24 protein-coding genes are annotated in these 17,275 nt (G+C 67.9%); 2 read left to right on the top strand and 22 right to left on the bottom strand.

The window, feature by feature from the left end; all coding sequences use genetic code 11:
• Positions 1-10: 10 nt before the first annotated feature.
• Positions 11-799, bottom strand: coding sequence for an SOS response-associated peptidase (locus tag ABGI63_RS24875; RefSeq protein WP_349745252.1), 789 nt, complete (start codon positions 797-799; stop codon positions 11-13).
• 38 nt (positions 800-837) lie between these two features.
• Between ABGI63_RS24875 and ABGI63_RS24870 the strand changes: the two genes are divergently transcribed.
• The gene (locus ABGI63_RS24870) at positions 838-1,353 is read left to right on the top strand and encodes a hypothetical protein (RefSeq protein ID WP_349745251.1); all 516 of its coding nucleotides are present in this window, start codon (positions 838-840) and stop codon (positions 1,351-1,353) included.
• Positions 1,354-1,471: 118 nt separating this feature from the next.
• Here ABGI63_RS24870 and ABGI63_RS24865 read toward each other — a convergent pair whose 3' ends face one another.
• The 19 genes from ABGI63_RS24865 to ABGI63_RS24775 all read right to left on the bottom strand — a co-directional run bounded on the left by ABGI63_RS24865 (position 1,472) and on the right by ABGI63_RS24775 (position 15,089).
• A complete protein-coding gene (locus ABGI63_RS24865) occupies positions 1,472-1,633 on the bottom strand; it encodes a hypothetical protein (RefSeq protein ID WP_349745250.1) in 162 nt (53 codons plus the stop codon).
• A 3-nt stretch (positions 1,634-1,636) separates the two neighbouring features.
• Positions 1,637-2,047 (bottom strand): hypothetical protein, encoded by a 411-nt coding sequence (locus ABGI63_RS24860; protein WP_349745249.1) that lies wholly within the window; start codon positions 2,045-2,047, stop codon positions 1,637-1,639.
• The gene (locus ABGI63_RS24855) at positions 2,044-2,562 is read right to left on the bottom strand and encodes a glycoside hydrolase family protein (RefSeq protein WP_349745248.1); all 519 of its coding nucleotides are present in this window, start codon (positions 2,560-2,562) and stop codon (positions 2,044-2,046) included. Before ABGI63_RS24855 ends, ABGI63_RS24860 begins: the two co-directional genes overlap by 4 nt.
• Positions 2,559-2,783: a hypothetical protein gene (locus tag ABGI63_RS24850; RefSeq protein ID WP_349745247.1), complete on the bottom strand. Its 225-nt coding sequence runs from the start codon at positions 2,781-2,783 to the stop codon at positions 2,559-2,561. Before ABGI63_RS24850 ends, ABGI63_RS24855 begins: the two co-directional genes overlap by 4 nt.
• 24 nt (positions 2,784-2,807) lie before the next feature.
• Complete coding sequence (locus tag ABGI63_RS24845) at positions 2,808-3,221, bottom strand: hypothetical protein (protein WP_349745246.1); 414 nt, start codon at positions 3,219-3,221, stop codon at positions 2,808-2,810.
• The gene (locus ABGI63_RS24840; RefSeq protein ID WP_349745245.1) at positions 3,218-3,694 is read right to left on the bottom strand and encodes a phage tail assembly chaperone; all 477 of its coding nucleotides are present in this window, start codon (positions 3,692-3,694) and stop codon (positions 3,218-3,220) included. The genes ABGI63_RS24845 and ABGI63_RS24840 overlap by 4 nt, the downstream gene beginning before the upstream one ends.
• On the bottom strand, positions 3,691-7,416 hold the full coding sequence (locus ABGI63_RS24835; protein ID WP_349745244.1) for a phage tail protein: 3,726 nt from the start codon (positions 7,414-7,416) through the stop codon (positions 3,691-3,693). The genes ABGI63_RS24840 and ABGI63_RS24835 overlap by 4 nt, the downstream gene beginning before the upstream one ends.
• Positions 7,417-7,538: 122 nt before the next feature.
• Entirely contained in the window at positions 7,539-7,967 is a 429-nt protein-coding gene (locus ABGI63_RS24830; RefSeq protein WP_349745243.1) for a DUF6950 family protein, read from the bottom strand.
• A complete protein-coding gene (locus tag ABGI63_RS24825) occupies positions 7,964-8,524 on the bottom strand; it encodes a hypothetical protein (protein ID WP_349745242.1) in 561 nt (186 codons plus the stop codon). Before ABGI63_RS24825 ends, ABGI63_RS24830 begins: the two co-directional genes overlap by 4 nt.
• The gene (locus tag ABGI63_RS24820; protein WP_349745241.1) at positions 8,521-9,108 is read right to left on the bottom strand and encodes a major capsid protein; all 588 of its coding nucleotides are present in this window, start codon (positions 9,106-9,108) and stop codon (positions 8,521-8,523) included. The genes ABGI63_RS24825 and ABGI63_RS24820 overlap by 4 nt, the downstream gene beginning before the upstream one ends.
• A 14-nt stretch (positions 9,109-9,122) precedes the next feature.
• Positions 9,123-11,177, bottom strand: coding sequence for a hypothetical protein (locus ABGI63_RS24815; RefSeq protein WP_349745240.1), 2,055 nt, complete (start codon positions 11,175-11,177; stop codon positions 9,123-9,125).
• Between the two features lie 248 nt (positions 11,178-11,425).
• A complete protein-coding gene (locus ABGI63_RS24810; protein ID WP_349745239.1) occupies positions 11,426-11,821 on the bottom strand; it encodes a hypothetical protein in 396 nt (131 codons plus the stop codon).
• Positions 11,818-12,474, bottom strand: a complete 657-nt coding sequence (locus tag ABGI63_RS24805; RefSeq protein WP_349745238.1) for a phage tail tube protein — start codon at positions 12,472-12,474, stop codon at positions 11,818-11,820. Before ABGI63_RS24805 ends, ABGI63_RS24810 begins: the two co-directional genes overlap by 4 nt.
• Before the next feature lie 96 nt (positions 12,475-12,570).
• Complete coding sequence (gp17, locus tag ABGI63_RS24800) at positions 12,571-12,924, bottom strand: tail completion protein gp17 (protein ID WP_349745237.1); 354 nt, start codon at positions 12,922-12,924, stop codon at positions 12,571-12,573.
• Complete coding sequence (locus ABGI63_RS24795) at positions 12,921-13,541, bottom strand: HK97-gp10 family putative phage morphogenesis protein (RefSeq protein ID WP_349745236.1); 621 nt, start codon at positions 13,539-13,541, stop codon at positions 12,921-12,923. The genes gp17 and ABGI63_RS24795 overlap by 4 nt, the downstream gene beginning before the upstream one ends.
• On the bottom strand, positions 13,531-13,887 hold the full coding sequence (locus ABGI63_RS24790) for a phage head closure protein (protein ID WP_349745235.1): 357 nt from the start codon (positions 13,885-13,887) through the stop codon (positions 13,531-13,533). The genes ABGI63_RS24795 and ABGI63_RS24790 overlap by 11 nt, the downstream gene beginning before the upstream one ends.
• A 3-nt stretch (positions 13,888-13,890) precedes the next feature.
• Positions 13,891-14,484, bottom strand: coding sequence for a head-tail connector protein (locus ABGI63_RS24785; RefSeq protein ID WP_349745234.1), 594 nt, complete (start codon positions 14,482-14,484; stop codon positions 13,891-13,893).
• A 33-nt stretch (positions 14,485-14,517) separates the two neighbouring features.
• Positions 14,518-14,721 carry a hypothetical protein gene (locus ABGI63_RS24780; protein ID WP_349745233.1) on the bottom strand — a complete coding sequence of 68 codons (204 nt, stop codon included), beginning with the start codon at positions 14,719-14,721 and terminating at the stop codon, positions 14,518-14,520.
• A 92-nt stretch (positions 14,722-14,813) separates the two neighbouring features.
• The gene (locus ABGI63_RS24775) at positions 14,814-15,089 is read right to left on the bottom strand and encodes a hypothetical protein (RefSeq protein WP_349745232.1); all 276 of its coding nucleotides are present in this window, start codon (positions 15,087-15,089) and stop codon (positions 14,814-14,816) included.
• Between the two features lie 91 nt (positions 15,090-15,180).
• Between ABGI63_RS24775 and ABGI63_RS24770 the strand changes: the two genes are divergently transcribed.
• A complete protein-coding gene (locus ABGI63_RS24770; protein WP_349745231.1) occupies positions 15,181-15,354 on the top strand; it encodes a hypothetical protein in 174 nt (57 codons plus the stop codon).
• Positions 15,355-15,382: 28 nt separating this feature from the next.
• On the opposite strand, the gene ABGI63_RS24765 is transcribed toward ABGI63_RS24770, so the two are convergent.
• Complete coding sequence (locus ABGI63_RS24765; RefSeq protein WP_349745230.1) at positions 15,383-16,780, bottom strand: SGNH/GDSL hydrolase family protein; 1,398 nt, start codon at positions 16,778-16,780, stop codon at positions 15,383-15,385.
• 77 nt (positions 16,781-16,857) lie between these two features.
• A partial coding sequence (locus tag ABGI63_RS24760) for a hypothetical protein (protein WP_349745229.1) occupies positions 16,858-17,275 on the bottom strand: 418 nt, incomplete at its 5' end.

Genomic DNA, 17,275 nt, shown 5'->3' with positions numbered 1-17,275 from the left:
CCCGCTGGCGTCAGAACAGTTCGTCCTGCCCGATATCGTCACCCGAGCCCATCATCGACTCCAGTTCCCGATCCATCGCCTGCGCTTGCGCCTGGTCGAACATCTCAACGGGCGGAGGCACGAGCAGGCGCCTGGCAGCCGCCTCGTCGCCATGAAGCCACGAATCCCAGTCGGCGGGCTCGATGTGAGCCTCGCCGCGCTTGTCCTGCTGGTCAGGCGGCAGCGGTTTCTTGGTTGCCGGGTCGAGCACCGGTCGGTGCAGGCGCCTCAGGAGCGGGTGAGAGTCGACGTTGAATGTCAGCATGGCGTAGTTAGGCACAAGCTCGCCAGACTCGGGGTCGACCCACTCCGACCAGATCCCGGCGACCATCCAGGGCAAGCCATCGGCCCGTTGCAAGCGCCACCAGACGCACCGGCCGGTTTCCCAGTTCGGCTCTTGCAGCCAGGTCGCCGGGATCAGGCAGCGCCTGCCCTGCTTCCAGGCATCTCGAAACGCCGGCGAGCTGTGCGTGGTTTCGCTGCGCGAGTTGTTCTTCAGCATGGGTCGCAGCAGCGGCTCGGCGCCAGGCCGGCTGGAGGGCACCTTCTTCATCTCGATGCGAGCCTTCTGACCAGGCCGGATCATGCCCCACTGCCCCATCACGCCCTGCAGCTCACCCTCGGCCCCCGGCCTGATGAACAGGCCCGTATCGAAGGGCTGAACATGGGTGGCTTGGTAGTCCGGCAGCGCCAGGCGCGCCTGGCGGCCGATGTAGCGCTCGACGTCGCCCTTCGGGCTCATGTGGTACAGATTGCACATGGCTCGACTGTACGATCAACCCACACCGAGGACCCGCCATGCCCTACACCCTGCAGCTCCTGAACGCACCCTTCGGGTACGAACGCACGGGTGACTACGAAGTGACCATGCGCGACGTGCTGGAGGCCGAGCTGGGCGGCGCAGATGGCGTTGACGAAGCGCTGCGGCGCGACGGCTGTCCAGCGGCGCCTGGTTCAGCGCTTGACCAGGCCGAAACGCTCGCATGGGATACCGCTTTTGCGCGGCTTGCAGATTGGGATAGCGACGCCCAGGCCGAGTACCTGGAGTCGACCGTGCTGCAGGTGCAGTACGTCTCACCCGAGGACCACGCCCGCTGGGTGGCCGCCTGCTACAACGAACTATTTCGCCTCGGCGCCCTGCCCTCGAATACACAGAACATCGCGGCCTTCGCGCGCGAGATGTTCATGCGCCGCGGCTATCTCGACCCCGTGGAGGTGGCGCGTGCCGAGTGGCTATCCTGGCCGCTGGATGAAGCCGGCAACCCATTGGAAGGCGCCCTGTTCCGCTCCACTCCGAAGCGGCTGGATTCTTGACGACTTCACACCCGCCCGGTCGGCCAGCTGACCCGCCGGCCGTGGCGCATGGCCTCGATGATCTCGACCTGGTGCTGGTCGACCAGCAGCCGGGCGACATCGCGCCAGTCAGTCGTGCTCAGGGGCCTACATCGCTGCGCAGGGCGCCCTCGATGTAGGCCACGCCCGCGCCGAGCAGCTTGACATGGGCCACGGCGCCGTAGGGCAGGCGCAGCTCATAGCCGCCGGATTGGTCATATCCGCGCAGCAGCAGGGTCGAGGGTTCGGCGTGCCAGTGCATGGCTCAGCGGCTCAGCGCGTCGCGCTTGGCTCGTAGCTCTTCAAGGTGTCGCGGGCCTTCTTCAACCAGGCTCGCGCTCTCTCGGAGTAGCTCAAGGACTCCTGCGAGTCTTGGGTCAGGACCACAGGCTGAGGCAGGGGCTGCGGCGGCAATGGCGTCGATACTGTGCTGCACGCCGACAAGGTCAGTGCGAGCGGCCAGCACACGAGGCTGGTTCTGCGCAGCGGTGACGCTGTAGCGGTCCATCTTGATGATGGTGGAGACGGCATTGTCATGCTCAACCTTTCGGGTGGCTTCGGACTGGTCCAGGGCGCGCTGCGTCACCTCGGCCAGCACCCAGCGGTAGTGGACGAAGGCGCCGGCCGCGAACGCCAGCGCGAGGCTGGCCAGCGCCACGAGGATGCGGGCGATCATTGGGCGGCCAGGCACTTCTCGTGCCGTGTGCGTTGACGCGTCCAGACTCCCTTGCATCCCTGGGGGCCCCAGTTGGCCGACAGCGAGCAATCGCGGCCAGCTTGTTTGCGCCACTGCAGCAGCGCATCGCAAGCCTGCCGGTACTCACCGGCCAGCAGGTGCTTGCGCATCGATGACTTGCGCCAGTTGCCGATCCCGAAGTTGCCGGTGAAGTCCATGTAGACATCGAACTCGGCCTGGTGCAGATCGACGTGGGGGATGGAGGCGCTGAAGCGCATCTCCTCCTCGCTGTTGAGGTTGCGGGCCAACTCCTCGGCGCGCTTGCGCGTGATGGGTGGGTCGGTCATGCGCACCGGCGTGCCATCCTCATAGCGCGTGGATCCGTGGCCGACGGTCGGCACGTCGCCCTGGGTCGGGATGACAGGCGATGCGGTCCAGCCCTCGTGCGCCTGCCAGGACGCAAAGCCCGCAGCGCTGAGCGTGAGCAGCCAGACCGAGATGCGGGCCTTACTCACTCTGTCACCTCGAAGTCTTCTTGCAAGGCCTCGCGGACGCGCTCGCGCCGGATGTCGCGCCGCCACTTCCAAAGCACATACAGCAACTGCACGAAGATGAAGAGCAGGCCGATGAACGCGGCCCACCAGTTCACATCCTTTTCAGTGAAGAACAGCAGGATGGCCCCGACGCTGGGGATTGCTTGAATGGACTGCGGCACTTCGGTTCGGTGGTCTGGCATCGTGGGATCTCTCTGGTTGCCGGGTTAGAAGTCGGTCTCCACGCTGAGGTGCAGCGCGGCGCTGCCGCCCTTACCGGGCGGGCGGGGAATGAGCGCCAGGCGCAGCGCAAGGCCTGAGGCGATGGGCTGGCGCAGGCTGGCAGTGAGCAGGGGCGAGACAGCGCCGCCGGCGTAGCCGTCGACCAGGCCGGCGGTGAGCGCATAGCGGCGGTCGGCGGTCTGCCAGGTGTGGGCGGCATAGACGCTGCTGCGGCCCAGGCTGTTGCGCAGCAGACCGAGGGTGGCGCCGCCGGGGGCGCGCAGGTAGAGGCCCATCGTGGCGGCCTGGTAGCCGCCGCGCTGGTGCAGGCTCAGAACATGGGCGCCGAGCTGCGAGGCAGGCTCCGCCCTCGCGCTGGCCGAGGTGGCGAGCGCGATGCACAGGATGAGGTGGTTCATGGGCTGGGGAGTTGGGGCCAGTCGATGGCCGTGGGGAAACCAGGCTGGCTGGGCACGTCGGCCAGGGCCTGCATGTAGGCTGCCCAATCGGCCGGCACGGGCTGGCCGAGGCGGTAGGCGCGCAGCGTGATGGGGGCGGTGGCGTCGAGCCGGCGGTCGCGCTCGGCGCGGGCGTCGCGGGCCAGCGCGGCTGTGCTGGGGGTGGACACATAGCGGCGGCGCTCGGCGTCCCAGGCCCAGGTGAGCCACTCAGTCTCTGGGGGCTGCGGGGGCTGCCAGTCCACAACGACAGCGACGACGGCGTTGCCAAAGTCGTCAGGCCTCAACTCGACGCGCTGGTTATCAGGGTCCAGAGCGCCCGGCACGCTGGCCAGGCCGGGCGGCGTGTTGGCGGCCAGGTGCTGCTCAGGGCCGGTGAACCGCATGCCGCTGATGACACCCGTATGGGGGTCGAAGAAGCTATAGATGATCATGCCAGCCGCCCCCCGATGTGCAGGATGGCGTCGCGGGCCTGCAGGTCGCCGCTCGTCCATTGCTGCAGCTGTGCTGCCGCGAAGATCGCAGCGTTGATGCGATAGCCAGCAGGCACCGTGATCCGAACCACAGAGCCCTTGCTCGCTTCGACCTTCTGCCCGCTCGTGCTCAGTGGGCCGATCACGGCTGGACTTTGATCGCCATGGTTCGAGACCGCCACATCGCTGGCGTCTCGCAACTGCACGCTGAGCCCACCGCGCAGGCCAGGGGCAGTGCCCATCGGCCCTGGAGAGTTTTCATTCACCGTCAGCGAGAGGCTGACGGACGCAAAAACCTCAAGCTCGACGGGGCGACCATACGTGTTGATGAAAGTCAGCGCGCAAGGCGCGCCGCCGAAGTCGGCGCTGGTCGTCGTTGTGGTCTGGTAGTAGAAGGTCGATGCCGCCGTGGCCGTCAGCGGTGCATTGACAGCCCCCGGAACCAGGTTGTCAGTGATGACCTCGCTCGCTCCGAGCAGCTCGCGCAAGCGCACGTCCTGCGCCAGCTGGCCCACAGTGCTACTGCCGGCGCTATACCTGAACCACACGCCGATGCGGCAGTACGCCACATCGGCCGGGATCGGACGCGCGGTGCCAGCACCGAAGTCAGCGCCGCGCACATGCCAGCCGCCCGGCGGCACGAGTCCGCCGAAGGTGTAGCCAGAGTAAGTTCCGCCCCATCCCGTACCGCCCACATCGCTACCGTCGGCGCGGTACATCCGCACCACCAGGTACATATTGCGATCGTTGCCAGAGCCGACTGAAAGGTTGGCTGTCAGCGCGTAGCGACGCAGTGCGCTGATCGGAATCGTCTCAGCGGTGAACGCCAAACGGTCTAAGCTGCTGCCCGCAGGCAGGCTCAGCGCATGCGTGCCGATGACACCAGATCCGGTGACGCCAGCAGCAAACACCAAGCCGCTGTCGAGCCCCCAGGCACTCGGGTCATTGCAGGCCGGGTTTGCATTGAGTGCCGGCCCGCCACCGGCCAGCGTGTTGCCCGAGCCGATCAGCAGCTCAACACCGATGGTGATGGTGTAGCTGACAGCGAGGCCCAAGTTGCCGCTGCTGTCGAAATCAGCAGCCCAGATGGTGACGGTGCCCAGCGGGGGCCAGGGCCAGACGACGCCACTGCGGTCGCTGCTGCCAGGCACGGTGGTGCCGGTGGCGAAACTGGCGCCGTATCGATAGATGGTGCCGGCCCAGTCGACCTCAGTGCTGGGCGTGCGAGACACGCGCAGCGCACCGGGCACAACGACGGCGGTGAGCCCAGCCACGAGCGCCGGCGCCGCCGTCTTACCCACGATCACATGCACCCTCGGCACCGTCCAGGCGCCTGCAACGAGCTTGTTGCGGCAGCGCCCGATGACGGCATAAGCGGCGCCGTCCTGCACCGCATCGATGTACAGCTGCGTATCGCCACCCGGCGCGGTGTAGGTCTGCCACAGGGCCGGGTCGGTGCCGGGCCGGCCGCAGCGGATCTCGATCGCGCCGCCGTTGATGACCGCCTCATCGTCAACGGCGGTCCACTTGACGCACAGGCGCGAGATGATGGTGCCGTCAGCCTGGCGCAGCAGGTGGGCGGTGCCGCTCTCGGGCGGGAGCAGGGCCAGCGCGGGCACCACGAAGGGGTTGGGCTGCGCGTTGTTGATGAGCGCGTCTTCGCGGCGGAACTGGGCGTCGGGGTCAAAGATGCTGGCGGCGGTGGCTTTGAGGCTGAGCCACACGAGGCCTTTGCTGAAGTCCAGCTCGGTGCCCTGCACCTCGAAGGCCTCGCCGGTGGCGCCGATCTCGGGGATGTTGAGCGCCACGGTGTCGAACACATCGCTGGGCAGCGCCAGCAGGTTGCAGGGCAGCCGGTAGGTGCGGGCGGCGCGGCTGTCGCGCAGGCCCACGCCGGCCACATGGGCGGCGTGGTCGGCGTCAGTCACGGCCAGATAGGCGTCCTCGCGCGGGTGCTCCTGCCCATCGGCCTCGATGTAGGCGGCCGGCGCGATGCGCGGCAGCGGCGCGGCGATGTATTTCTTGGCTGCGTCGGCGATGGTGGGGGTGATGACGTTGACGAGCGAGGTCACCGGCGCGTCCTTGACCATGCTGATGCTGCCCTTGTCGCTCAGCCAGTCGGCGGTGATCGTGGCCACGGGCGCGCTGTAGGCGCCGGCCTTGACGCGCAGGCGCCCGCCCGTCCACGCATACGCGCCAGCCATGCTCTCGCAGATCTCGGCCAGGGTGTCGAGCGGGTTCAGGGAGGTGTCGCAGACGATGCCGGCCGTAAACATGGGGCGCACGGTGGTGACGGTGTCGCCGGACTGGTTGACGCTCTCGAAAGCGTGCGTCACATCGCTGGCATTGGCGGCGGTGGTGAAGGTGTCGCCGTGCAAGTCGTCAGGGCCGCAGCCGCCGCCGTTGGCGTAGAGCGACCAGTCACGGCTGACCAGGCCGGGGTTCTCGGTCCAGCGGATGGCATCCACCGTCTGGCTCAGCGTGGCCAGGCCGACGCGCACCGTGACATCGATGCTCTGCCCCGCGTTGACCGGGTAGAGCAGATGGCAGCCGACGCGCGTGGTGCCGGCCTGCGTGAGGGTGCGGCTGAGCGTGCGGCGCGCCCGGCTCAGGCCGGTGGGCGCGGTGATGAAAACACCCGTGGCCGTCGACTGCAGCACCGCGCCGGCCTCGTCGCGCTCGGTGATCACGAGGTTGGGCACCGAGGGCGCGGCGCCCGCCATCTGCCGCGCGTGCAGGCCTGCCAGCCAGAGCTGGCCGGCGGCGGCGGCGGGCCGGCTGCCGGCGGTGGCGAAGCTGATCTCGGCGTAGGCCGGCGCGCCCACCGCCGCGCCGACGATGCGCACATCGGCATAGGCCTGCCCGTCCTCCGCGCCCACGCCGACCACGCTCATCGCCAGCCCGCCGCTGCCGGTGACACTCATGCCCAGGCCGGTGCCCAGAGAGCCGCCCACGGCGGCGCCGATGTAGTCGGGGTTGGGCGCGCGGTTCAGCCGCGGATCCAGCACGCGCGCGCCGCGAAACACCGCGCTGATCTGCGGGATGCCGTTGGGGAACGCGTCCTGGCTGTAGACCATGTCCACGCGCAGGCAGGCCACGCCGGCAAAGCGGTGATCGCCCGGCGAGATCAGGCCGGGGAACTCCACCGCCAGGCTGGCGCTGAGGTCTTGCTCGGGCGAGCCGTTCCAGAAGGTGACGCGGGCCTTGTGCCGGTTCGCCGTCAACTGGTACACAAAGCGGCGCAGAAATCCGCTGTGGCTCGCGTTGCTAACTACCGCCCCAGACACACCAGGAGTGACGATCACATCGCCGTCCGGCGTCTCTGCCACCATCTGCACGCTGCCGCTGCGCGGTGTATCGCTCAGCGTGACGCTGGTGCTGCCGGCCGGAATGGTGGCGGGGGCGGTGTCATAGGTCTGGCCGTTCCAAGGCGAGGTTTCGACCAGGCCGCCGGCGCCGAGCGTGACGGGCACATCGCCGAAGTAGACCTGCTCCACACCGTCGATCTCGTGGCCGGCCAGCGCGATGACGAGGCAATACTGCTCTTTCTTGGGGCCGTAGGTGGCTTTGAACAGGATGCCATCGGCATTGCGCACGCGGCCATAACAGCGGCTGCGGGCACGGTCCACCGTGGCCATCATGACCAGGCGGTCTTGCAGCGCGGCATTGGCGTCGCGGCGCATGCGGCGGCGGGCCCGACTCTCTTGGTACTTGCTGATGCCGTAGCTGATCGTGGTGAGCAGAAAGGCGCCCAGCTTGATGGCGCCGCCATACAGCAGCGCGGCGCCGACAAGGACCGGCGGCATTACACGCACCTCCAGGCCGCGACGATGGCCGAGGCCGGCACACGCTGCAGTCCGGCCTCGCCGGGCCCAGGGCCCAGCCACAGCGCGCCGCCGCAGAGCAGCAGGGTCTCGCGCCCCTCAAGCACCGCGAGGCCCACATCGCCCACCTGCGCCAGCGCGGGCAGGATCTCGGCGCCGAAGCGGCTGGCGCCGATGGCGCGCATGCCGCCCAGGCGCTTGATGACGCGGGCCGCGCCGGCCTCGGTCTTGTAGCTGCCGCGCACATCGGCGGCGGGGTCGTGGCCGGTCTGCGCCAGCACGCCGTCGCAGGTGAAAAGCGCGCAGTCGTTGGCGCCCCAAGCGAAGGCGGCGCGCTCGCGCTCGGCGATCAGCGCGGCCAGGCGGCTCTGCCAGTCGCGGTAGCGGGTGGGGGTGGGCGTGGTTGTCATTGCTTGAAGAACTCGCGGCTGGGCCAGATGTCTTCTTTCTGGCTCTGGTCGATCAGGTACTCGAGCGCACGGTCGCCGGGGTACAGGCGGCGCTGGTCGGCGTCGGTGTAGCGCAGGGGCTTGGGGCGGCCGTAGGTGATGGCGCGGTGTTCGGCGGTGACGCTGATGCCGGCGGTGTCGGGACCGAACTCCACCGGCATCTGGTCGAGCTGGCCGGCCCAGAGCTGCTGCACGCGCACGATGGCTTGCGTCTCGGGGTCCAGCAGCGCCAGCGAGAGCTTGACGCGCTTGCCCTTGATGGGCGTCTGCAGGGCGAGCGCCAGGTAGGCGTTGGGCACGGCGGGCAGCGAGAAGCCCATGGCCTCCACCTCGCCGGCCTGCTCGCGCAACGGCTCCACCTGCAGTTGCTCAACGCCGATGTAGGTCTGCCCGCCGTGCTCGATGTCCACCGCCGCGTTGCTGAAGTACAGCGCTGTGTCCAGCTGCATCTCCACCAGCAGCACCGCGCCGCGCTTGCCACCCTGCGCCTGCAGAGCCAGGGCGAGCTCGGCCTTCACGCGAACACCTCCACCAGCTCGACCGTCATGCCGGCAGCCTTGCCGGGGCTCATGCTGATGCTGGAGCTGGGGGCCGGGATGATGGCGAGGAAGGTGGGCCGATCCCACACGACGGCGGTGCCGGCCGCGAGCGCGGCGCGCACGCGGTGCACCAGCGGCACGGTGAGCACGCCGGCCACCGGCGCGCAGTCCTGAAACACCATGAACACCTGGCCGGCGATCTTGAAGAGGTCGCCGGCCTTGAGGGTGCCGGCGGTGGCGATCTGCAGGGCCTGGGCGCCGCGCGCCACCGAGGCGTGCAGCGTGGGCGCGCCGCGCATGGTGCCGCGCGGCGCGGGCTGCTTGAAGTGGCGCATGCGCACGCGGTCGATGCCGCCGCTGATGCGCCCGAAGTAGGCCTGCGGCTCGCCGGCCTCGGCCAGCCGGCGATCAGGCAGCGTAAGCATCCACACAAAGCGCTCGGCAGGAAACTCGGTGGTGTCAGCAAAGCCGCTGATCGGCGAGCGGCTCTGCACGCCGGCCTTGATGGAGCGCCACTCCATGCGCTGGGGCGTGAGCGTGTCGGGGTAGTCGTAGACAGCCATGGGGTGGGTTGCGATCAGCCGAAGGCGAAGCGCGAGCCGGGGCGCTGCGTGGCCTGGGCCACGCGGGCGGTGACTTGCTCGGTGATGGTGGGGATCAGCTGCGCCACTTCGGCGCGGGTGACGCCGGCCTGGATGGGGATGCTGATGTTGAAGTTGTTGACGGTGCTGCTGCCCGCTGCTGCGGCCCGCGTGGGGCGCAGCAGCTGCTGGGTGCGGTTGGCATCGACGATGCGGCTGGGGCCGGTGAACTCCAGCTCGGGGCCGCGCTCGCCGACCAGGCGCAGGCCGCCCGCGTGGTCGCCACCGCTGGCGAAGCCGGGGATGCCGAAGAACTGCAGGCCCTTGAGCGCGAGGCCACCGATATCGCCGGTCTTGCCGAAGTCACCGAACAAGTACTTGTTGAGCTGCAGCGCGGCGGCCTGGGCGGCCATGTCGAGCAGGGTGTCAGCCCAGAGGTCGAGGATGCCGTCATAGTCACCCTTCAACGCAGCCTTGAGCGTGGTGCCCAGGCTGTCTTGAATGTTGCGGGCAGACTGCTTGGCGAACTCGTCCATCTCGCTGAGCTTGTCTTTGACTTCGTCGCTGATGCCGGCGATGCCTTTGACGATCTTGTTCAGCTCCTCAGGGGTGAAGGCCTCCTGCCCCTTCTCCTGCGCCGTCCTGATGCGCTGCTCAAGGCGGTCGGTCTGGGCGCGCTTGAGATCGTCGCCGGTGCGGCCCGAGAAGTTGTCGATGGCATCGTCGAGCGACTTCTGCACATCGGCCTGGCGCTTGAGCTCGTCGGTCAGCGCCTTCTGCAACTCGGTCTCGTCCTTCAGCAGCTGGGCCTTCTGGGCCATGCCCAGCACCAGCTCGCGCACTTGCGGGATCTCGCCCGTAGCGCCCAGCTCGCGCAGGAAATTCAGCGCCTGCTGCTGCTCGGTCAGCTCGACAGCCTGGGCCAGCTCACGCTGCTGCTGTTCGACGTAGCGGGCCAGCGCCTGGGAGGCTTCGTCGATGGTCTGTTTGGGCGTCTTCTTGTCCTTGGTGCCTTCGGCTTCGATGTTGGGCTTGGCAAGCTCAGGGTTAATGAAGCCACGCCCACCGCCGGCAGCACCATCGGTCAGCCGCAGGAACGCCTGGCGGGCCTGCTCAGCGCGGGAGAAGGCCGCCTCATACTCGGCTTGGCGCTTGGCGATGTCGGCTTTGTAGGCATCTGGCGAGATGATTGCCTTGAGCCCATTCAACTCGGCGGCTTTCACATTGGCTGCCGCAATGGCAGCCGCCCCCTGCAGCTCGCGCACGCGAGCCAGTTCTTCCTTGACTGCGCTCAGCCCGAGCACGCCCTTGATGCCGTTGTCTCCGAACTTATCGAACAGCCCGTTGATGGATGGCACCACCACATTGGTGACTGTCTTGGCCAGCGTGCTCAGATTGGCCTGCAGCGCGAAGATGTTCTTATTGAACTTCTCGGCTGCCTCGGCCTGCTCGGTGGTGACCTTGGCATTGAGCTTGCCTTGCTCGGCCAGGTCTTTCAGGAACGGGGCCGCCTCGGCAACGCTCTTGCCGAAGAGTGTTTGCACCATGCGCGCCTTCTCGCCCTCGTTGGCGTAGCCCGATAGCGCGACGGCCGCGACGCGCAGAGCCTCAGCGGGATCGAGCTTGCGCAGCTCGGCCGCGCTGAGACCGATGCGCCTCAGCGCATCAGCCTGCGCGCTGCCGGGCTCGGCATCACCCAGCACCTTGTTGAACTTGAGCAGGATGCTGCTGGCCGTCTCCAGCGTGCCGCCGGTTCGCTTGGCAACGTCCTCCAGCGCGCTAATGTTCTCGATGCTTGCGCCCGTGGCGTCAGCGACATCGTTGAGCGAATCAATGGCGTCGACGTTTCCCTGGATAAGGCCGACTACGCTGTAGCCTGCAAAGAGGCCCGCGATGCTGCCGGCAACACCGGTCACCGCAGCTCCAGCCCTCGCCCACGCGGCGCGGGTCTTCTCGGCATCGCGCTCAGCGATGCGCACGGCCTTGTTGAAGCCCTGCTCCAGCTTCCCGAGCCGGGCTTCGAGGTCAATGCTTAGAACGGCAATTGGCATGGCTTACTCGGATGGGGTCGGGTCTTGCGGGGGCCGGTGGCCCCGAATCACTTCGAGGCGACACAGCAAGCCCTCTACATCCGCCACCCCCAGAGCGCCGCACCAGAGGGGCAGGCCCGACCAGTCGAGCCCTCCCATGCCGTTGGCGAGGAGGTTGTAGATGCGGATGGCCATGTTGTCGTCGCGCGAGGCTTGCGGGCCTGTCTCGCCCTCGAACTGGACGCCGGCTTGCGCGTCCAGCAGGGCAGTTAGTTTTTTGCTGCGGCCTCGCGGGCTTCGTTGTGGGCGTTGATCGCGGCCACCAGGTGGTTGAAGGCGGCGAGGATCCAGTCGCTGCGATCGAGCGAGAAGGCTGCCCACAGCGCGCTGGCAAAGGGCAGCGGGTCGCTGCTGCCGTTGGCGGGGCCTAGCAGCTCGGCAGCGCTGAACCCCTCCCAGCCCACGGCATAGTCAGAGACCAGGTCGTGCATGAGAGAGGCGTACGCCTGGTCGGGCCGGCGGGTGAAGCGGTGGGTTTCACCCTCCAGCGGGCGCAGCAGGAGGACGCGAAGCTGCGGCTTGCCGTCGCCAGCAGGCCGCAGCTCGCACCAACTCTCGCGCTGCGCGCGCTGCTGGGCAAGGAGCTTGGCGACTTCGGCGCTCATGCGAAGGAGGCCGGCAGCTTGGGGATGAAGCCCTTGGCGCTGATGGTCATGGCGCCGGTGCCGACCGCACCCTTCTGCACATCTTCGCCGGGCAGGTCGGGCTCGCCGTAGGCGATGCGCAGCGCGCCGTCGTTGAGCGTGATGCGCACCAGCAGCTTGCCGCCCGACTGTGCCGCCGCCTCGGCCTGCAGCATGGCAGCGCTGGGCGTGGTCTTGGCCAGGACATTGAGCGCCAGGGTCTGCGCGGCCAGCAGACCGTTCTCTTCCTGCTTGATCACGTCGATCAGCGTGGTGGTGTCCAGCTTCTCGGCCGCGCCGCCGCCGATGGCGTAGCTGGTGGCCTCGGCCAGCGTCACCCAGGTGGCGGCGGGCACGAATTCGCAGGTGCCCGAGAAGTCGCTGAAATTGGTGGTGTTGATGCCCTGCAAAACAAAGGTATCAGCGGTGACGGACGCGACGCGAACGGCCTGGTTTTCCAGCTGCACCATGCCATCCAGCGAGCGCAGGTAGCCCACGGTGCCGGCGGGAATGGCGTGCCCCACGCAGGTGGCCACGCCGGGCGAGGTCTTGCTGATGCCGGTGATGGTTTTGGGCTCGCCGAAGGTGGCGGCCAGCTCGGTGCGGACGTTGCGGCCCTTGATGATCTCGCTCATGTGTTGACCTCTTGATGTGGTGACGGACGAAGAAAACCAGCCCGCTCAGGCGCAAGGCCTGGCGGGCTGGGATGGGAGCTGGGGAGTGGCGGTGGCCTAAATCTCTAGCGTGAGCACGCAGACGCGCTCCAGCAGCTCGGGGTCGATGCCATCGGGCTGCTTGGACTCGGGCCAGTAGCTGGCGGCCTCCAGGGCCAGCAGGCACTGCTCGCTGACGGCCACCGCCACGCTGCGGCGGTCGGCCCAGGCCTCGACATCGAAGCGCTCAATCTGCCCGTGGCGCGAGCCGTCGAGGCCTCGGATGTACTCGATGCCATCGCCCTTGACGACAACAAAGGGCTGCGGCGCCTCGGCCGGCGCGAAGTCGATATGCACGCTCTGGCCGACCAGGGCGGTGAGGCCCGGGAAGGCGAGCAGCGCGGCGCGGAGGTCTTGGTGGCTGGTGCTCATTGGTTGGCCTGTCTGTCTACGATGCGTTGCACGGCGGGGCCCAGCACGCGCTCGATGCGGCGCAGCGCTTCGCCGAGCTTGGCGGCACCCGCCTCCAGGAAGCGCAGCGCCGGCAGCGGGCCTACGGCGCGCAGCGCGCGGCGCCCGCGCACGAAGCGCAGCAGCCCGCCGATGCGGCTGCGGTCGCCTTGCTTGCGGGCCACCTTGCGGCCCTCGGTGGCGGCGCTGGCCGCCCTGCCCTTGCGGCCGTAGTTCTGCCAGCGCCAGTAGAAGGGGTCGTCCGGGTTGCTGGCGCCGGCCTTGCCTGCCTCGCTCTTGAAGCTGAGGATCTGACCTTTGCTCAGCGGCTTGACGTTGACGAACACGCCCACATTGCCCTCGGCCTTGGCCTGCTTGCTGGTGCGCACCCGGATGGCCTCGCGCAGCGTGCCCGCCTTGCGGCGCTTGTCTGGCTTGCGCAGTACAGGCGCCTGCGATCGGGCAGCGTTGCGCACGATGCGGGCCCCGGCGGCCAGCGCGTTGCGCAGTGCTCGAATGCGCAGCTTGGCGGGCAAGGCCTTGAGCTGGACTTTCAGATCGTCCAGCCCGCGCCAGGCGAGATCGAACTCACCGGCCATCACGCACCCCGCTGATCGCCGAGATCTCCAGCCAGTCGGTGCCGCCGTCCACAGGCACGGGGTCGCCCTGGATGTCATAGGGCTGGCCCTTCCACAGCAGCCGCTTGCGGGCGGTGATGCTGGCGCGGTAGCGCACGATGACGACGATCTCCAGCGTCTCTTGCACCGCGCCGGCCTGCAGCCGCTCGGCGGCGCGCACCGGGAAGACGGCGGCGAAAATCGGCGCGCCCTCATTGACCCAGGCGCCATCGGCCTCGCCCAAGCCGTCCTCGCCCGCTGCGCGGGCTTGGATCTGCACCTGGTGCTTGAGCTGGCCGGCGGAGTAGATGCGGTTGGTGGTGGCCATCGGTCAGACCCAGAGTTTCTCGGCGTCGAGCAGGCTGGCGAGCAGCGGGTTGGCCGCCAGGGAGGCGCTGGCGGTGGCCTCGGGGTTCTTGCGCCATGCGGAGACATGCGCCTTGATGTAGCGGTCCACCTGGGCCGGCACCACCACCGGCTGGCCCTCTTCGGGCACGGGCGGCCCGGCGGTGATGTCGACCCGCACGCGCGGACCCAGCGCCACAGCGCCGAGCGCGGGCCAGCTGCCCGCCGCGAGCGAGGGCGCGACGCAGGTGCCCACGTTGCCAATGCCGCCCGGAGCATAGACATACGCGGCGGCGTCGAGCGTGGCCCAGGCGCTGCCGGTCCAGTAGCTGATCGCGCAGGCGCTGGCGCCGTGCACACGGATGGCATCGGTCACAGCCGGCCAGTCCGCAAGCTCCTCGCGCCACACGGTGCGGCGGTAGGTGCGGCCGGTCATGTGCTCGGCCGACTCACGCGCCGCGCTGATCAGGCCGGCGATGTCGGTGTCCCAAGCGGTGATGTCGGCATCGATGCTGGCGGCCAGCTTGGCCGCAGCGACGGTGACAGGCTCAGCGCCGGGGTGGGATAGGCGGGTGGGCATGGGTGTGTACCGGCAAGGGCTTGGATTCAGGGACTACTGAGCGGTCAGCTCGGGCAGCGTGTTGCAGCTGAAGTGGCACTTGGGGCACTCCTGCCCGAAGTCGCTCGGCCCCATGAGGCCGTGGCCGTTCGGGCACATGCCGCTGCGGATCAGGTAGTCGCTGCGGATGTGCGCCTCAATGTCGGCCTCGCGGCCGGCTGGCACGGCGAGATTGCTGGGGTCAAGTCGTTCGATCATGGTCGGCTCGCGGAGGGGATGGAATTCAGGAGGCGGCCAACCATCAAGGATCGCTTGACGGTTGGCCCAGTGGTTAAGCGGCGCTTAAGACCTCAGATCTGCCCGTCGCGCAGGCCGCGCCTGAACACGGCCACGTTCGCGGCGATGAACACCGGCGTGGAAAGCGCCCGCTTGGCGAGCTGGGCGCGGCGGGTACTCTGGTTGAGGAGTTCTGTCGCGAACTTGCGGCGCTTGGCGTGGGCAACTTCGGTGGCGGCAGTGATGTCGTCGCCTTCCTTGAACCCGTCGCGAACGATCTGCACAGCAAGCTGGTCAAGGTAAGCGACGACCTTCGGGTCTTGCATCAGTTCGGCTGCGGTCTTGTCCATGTCGTCTGCTCCGTTGCGTTTGTCAGTGCAATTATTGTCTGCCATTAAATACGGCTTTGCAAGCACTATTTGTCTGCCGTAAACTCGCGGCATGAAAGAAACGAAACGCCCCCCTGGCCGCCCACCAGCGCCACCCGAGACAGCCCTCACCGAGCGCCACACGCTGCGCATGACCGGTGCGCTCAAGGCCAAGATCAAGCAGCACGGCGACGACTGGGCGCGCGCCGTGCTGACGAAGGCCAAGCCTCCGAAGGGCGACGAGTAAGGCATCGGGGTCGCGGAGGGGATGGGAATTAGCGCGGCAGGTTCGCCCGCAGGAACGTCTCAAACGGCGCTGCCGCGAGGTTGTGGCCGCTGGCGTTGATGTGAAGATTGCCCGCTGCCGAGCCCGTTTTGAGCGTGACTTGGCCGTCCGCGTCGGCCGCGCCTGAGAGCGGGCCGTATGCGTTGATGACCGGCGAAGTGCTCAGGACGGCAGCCATGTAGGCGTTGAGCGAAGTGGCACCGGCCGCGTTGAGGTCTTTGTAGCCCGTGGTGATGTCCGGCGCCACCGCCAGCATCGGCACGCCTGACCAACCCACGAAGGTGGCGTTGACCGCCGCGCAAGCAGCCTTGATGGCCTGAGTATTGCGGTACATGAGCCGAGCATTACCCGTGTCCGTGAAGTTGGGGGCGACGATGCCATTGGGCGTGAAGACAGCGCACACCACCAGCTCCGGCGCAAGCAAGGGCAGGAGCTGCTCGGCGCGGGCGCGAAATTCCGTGGTCGTGGTGCTGGCGGCTGCCAGGTTGCAAATCTCGACCGGGCTGGTCAGCGTGGACACGCGCTCCCGCGCCATGTACTGCCAGCCGTAGCCTTCAATGTCGGAGTCCACGGCCTCTTGCAGCGAGTCACCGAAGTGCGTCGACGTGAGCCCCTGACCCACGCGAGGCGCGTACTCAACGATGATCGGCATGGTGTCGTCGGCGTAGGCCGTGGAGCCCAGCACACCCGGCGTCGTGGCGCCAAGCTGCGCTTCAGAGCGGCACTTCATGACCCGGCCACCGACGTTGGCGGGGTTCTCCCAACCGCTGCGGCTCCTGGCCACGGACAGGGCCGGGCGGTTTGCGTTGCTGGCCCCTGGGATTTCCACCAGGATTCGGACAAGTGGCAGCGTGCCGCCATCGATGCGGTCGATAGTGCTGATGTCGATCCAGGGGGACCAAGTGAGACCGGGCGCGTCGGCTGACACACCGGCCGCCACGTCAAACGCTGCTGACGTGACCTGAGTGCCGCCAGAGATGTTGGTGCTGGAGCCGCCAAGAGCGGCATTCAGGCCTGGCAGCGTGTTCGAGGTGCCGACGTTCACCTTGACGTTGGTCAGGATGGCGGCAACCGGGTTCAGGATGCCGATGCGGATCCTGTCGGTGTGCGCCTCCAGCGTCCGGTAATAGATGCTCGTGTGGTTGGCGCCGGCAGTGGCGAGGCTGATCATCTTGCCCTGCCAGCAGGACTTCAGGGTCTGGCCGCGCCGAATCCCAGCCCCTGACACCGGGCCCACATCTTTCCGAGCGCCAGAAGCGTCGTATGCATCGCCCCGCCCGATCAGCATGTCAGCGAAGTCGTCGCTGCAGGTCTTGGTGTCGCCCGCCTTCCAGGGCTTGCCGTTCTCGCCGGGGACGTTGCGCAGCAGCACGACGGTTGTGGTCATGGTCGAATCTCCAGAAAGGTGGGCATAGGCCGGGCGCGCTCCATGCGCCCGGCGTCGTCAGCTCAGTACGGGCCAGCTCAGTTGGCAGTCGGGCTCAGGCCGCTGTAGCGGGCACCCCAGAGGATGTAGGTCACCGTGCCGGTGGCGTTCGCCATGGAGGCCACATCGACGCGGAAGCAGTCGAAGTTGCCGTCGGCGTCCAGCGTGTCCGCGTTCACTTCGAGGATGTACTGGAGCCGCTTGCCGTTGGTCGTGTCCGAGGTGAAAGTGTTGTTGACCACGGCGGTTTCGACCTTTGCCTGGCTGGCGGCAACGTCGATGTTTGCCAGCATGCGGTTGAAGGCCAGGGCCTTCTCGCCCGTGCCAGCCACGGCGGTCGCTTGCTTGAGCGTGACGGCACCGCCAGTGACGGTGGCGCCGTTCGTGATGTCGATGATGACGGTGGCCTTCTGGTAGCCCTTCATCGAGACGTAGGCGGCATCGCCGGCCGCGCCG

The sequence above is a fragment of the Roseateles cavernae genome (assembly GCF_040187885.1).
Taxonomy (GTDB): Bacteria; Pseudomonadota; Gammaproteobacteria; order Burkholderiales; family Burkholderiaceae_C; genus Roseateles_E; species Roseateles_E cavernae.
This window is presented reverse-complemented; position numbering and strand designations above follow the sequence as displayed.

Excerpts from the sequence above, each read along its gene's own strand:
- ABGI63_RS24780 (WP_349745233.1), bottom strand. The coding sequence starts at position 14,721 with ATGATCGAACGACTTGACCCCAGCAATCTCGCCGTGCCAGCCGGCCGC.
- ABGI63_RS24815 (WP_349745240.1), bottom strand. The coding sequence starts at position 11,177 with ATGCCAATTGCCGTTCTAAGCATTGACCTCGAAGCCCGGCTCGGGAAG.
- ABGI63_RS24765 (WP_349745230.1), bottom strand. The coding sequence starts at position 16,780 with ATGACCACAACCGTCGTGCTGCTGCGCAACGTCCCCGGCGAGAACGGC.
- ABGI63_RS24830 (WP_349745243.1), bottom strand. The coding sequence starts at position 7,967 with ATGACAACCACGCCCACCCCCACCCGCTACCGCGACTGGCAGAGCCGC.
- ABGI63_RS24850 (WP_349745247.1), bottom strand. The coding sequence starts at position 2,783 with ATGCCAGACCACCGAACCGAAGTGCCGCAGTCCATTCAAGCAATCCCC.
- ABGI63_RS24785 (WP_349745234.1), bottom strand. The coding sequence starts at position 14,484 with ATGCCCACCCGCCTATCCCACCCCGGCGCTGAGCCTGTCACCGTCGCT.
- ABGI63_RS24805 (WP_349745238.1), bottom strand. The coding sequence starts at position 12,474 with ATGAGCGAGATCATCAAGGGCCGCAACGTCCGCACCGAGCTGGCCGCC.
- ABGI63_RS24795 (WP_349745236.1), bottom strand. The coding sequence starts at position 13,541 with ATGGCCGGTGAGTTCGATCTCGCCTGGCGCGGGCTGGACGATCTGAAA.
- ABGI63_RS24790 (WP_349745235.1), bottom strand. The coding sequence starts at position 13,887 with ATGGCCACCACCAACCGCATCTACTCCGCCGGCCAGCTCAAGCACCAG.
- ABGI63_RS24835 (WP_349745244.1), bottom strand. The coding sequence starts at position 7,416 with ATGCGCCGCGACGCCAATGCCGCGCTGCAAGACCGCCTGGTCATGATG.
- ABGI63_RS24860 (WP_349745249.1), bottom strand. The coding sequence starts at position 2,047 with ATGATCGCCCGCATCCTCGTGGCGCTGGCCAGCCTCGCGCTGGCGTTC.
- ABGI63_RS24820 (WP_349745241.1), bottom strand. The coding sequence starts at position 9,108 with ATGGCTGTCTACGACTACCCCGACACGCTCACGCCCCAGCGCATGGAG.
- gp17 (WP_349745237.1), bottom strand. The coding sequence starts at position 12,924 with ATGAGCACCAGCCACCAAGACCTCCGCGCCGCGCTGCTCGCCTTCCCG.
- ABGI63_RS24845 (WP_349745246.1), bottom strand. The coding sequence starts at position 3,221 with ATGAACCACCTCATCCTGTGCATCGCGCTCGCCACCTCGGCCAGCGCG.
- ABGI63_RS24775 (WP_349745232.1), bottom strand. The coding sequence starts at position 15,089 with ATGGACAAGACCGCAGCCGAACTGATGCAAGACCCGAAGGTCGTCGCT.
- ABGI63_RS24840 (WP_349745245.1), bottom strand. The coding sequence starts at position 3,694 with ATGATCATCTATAGCTTCTTCGACCCCCATACGGGTGTCATCAGCGGC.
- ABGI63_RS24865 (WP_349745250.1), bottom strand. The coding sequence starts at position 1,633 with ATGCACTGGCACGCCGAACCCTCGACCCTGCTGCTGCGCGGATATGAC.
- ABGI63_RS24875 (WP_349745252.1), bottom strand. The coding sequence starts at position 799 with ATGTGCAATCTGTACCACATGAGCCCGAAGGGCGACGTCGAGCGCTAC.
- ABGI63_RS24810 (WP_349745239.1), bottom strand. The coding sequence starts at position 11,821 with ATGAGCGCCGAAGTCGCCAAGCTCCTTGCCCAGCAGCGCGCGCAGCGC.
- ABGI63_RS24770 (WP_349745231.1), top strand. The coding sequence starts at position 15,181 with ATGAAAGAAACGAAACGCCCCCCTGGCCGCCCACCAGCGCCACCCGAG.
- ABGI63_RS24870 (WP_349745251.1), top strand. The coding sequence starts at position 838 with ATGCCCTACACCCTGCAGCTCCTGAACGCACCCTTCGGGTACGAACGC.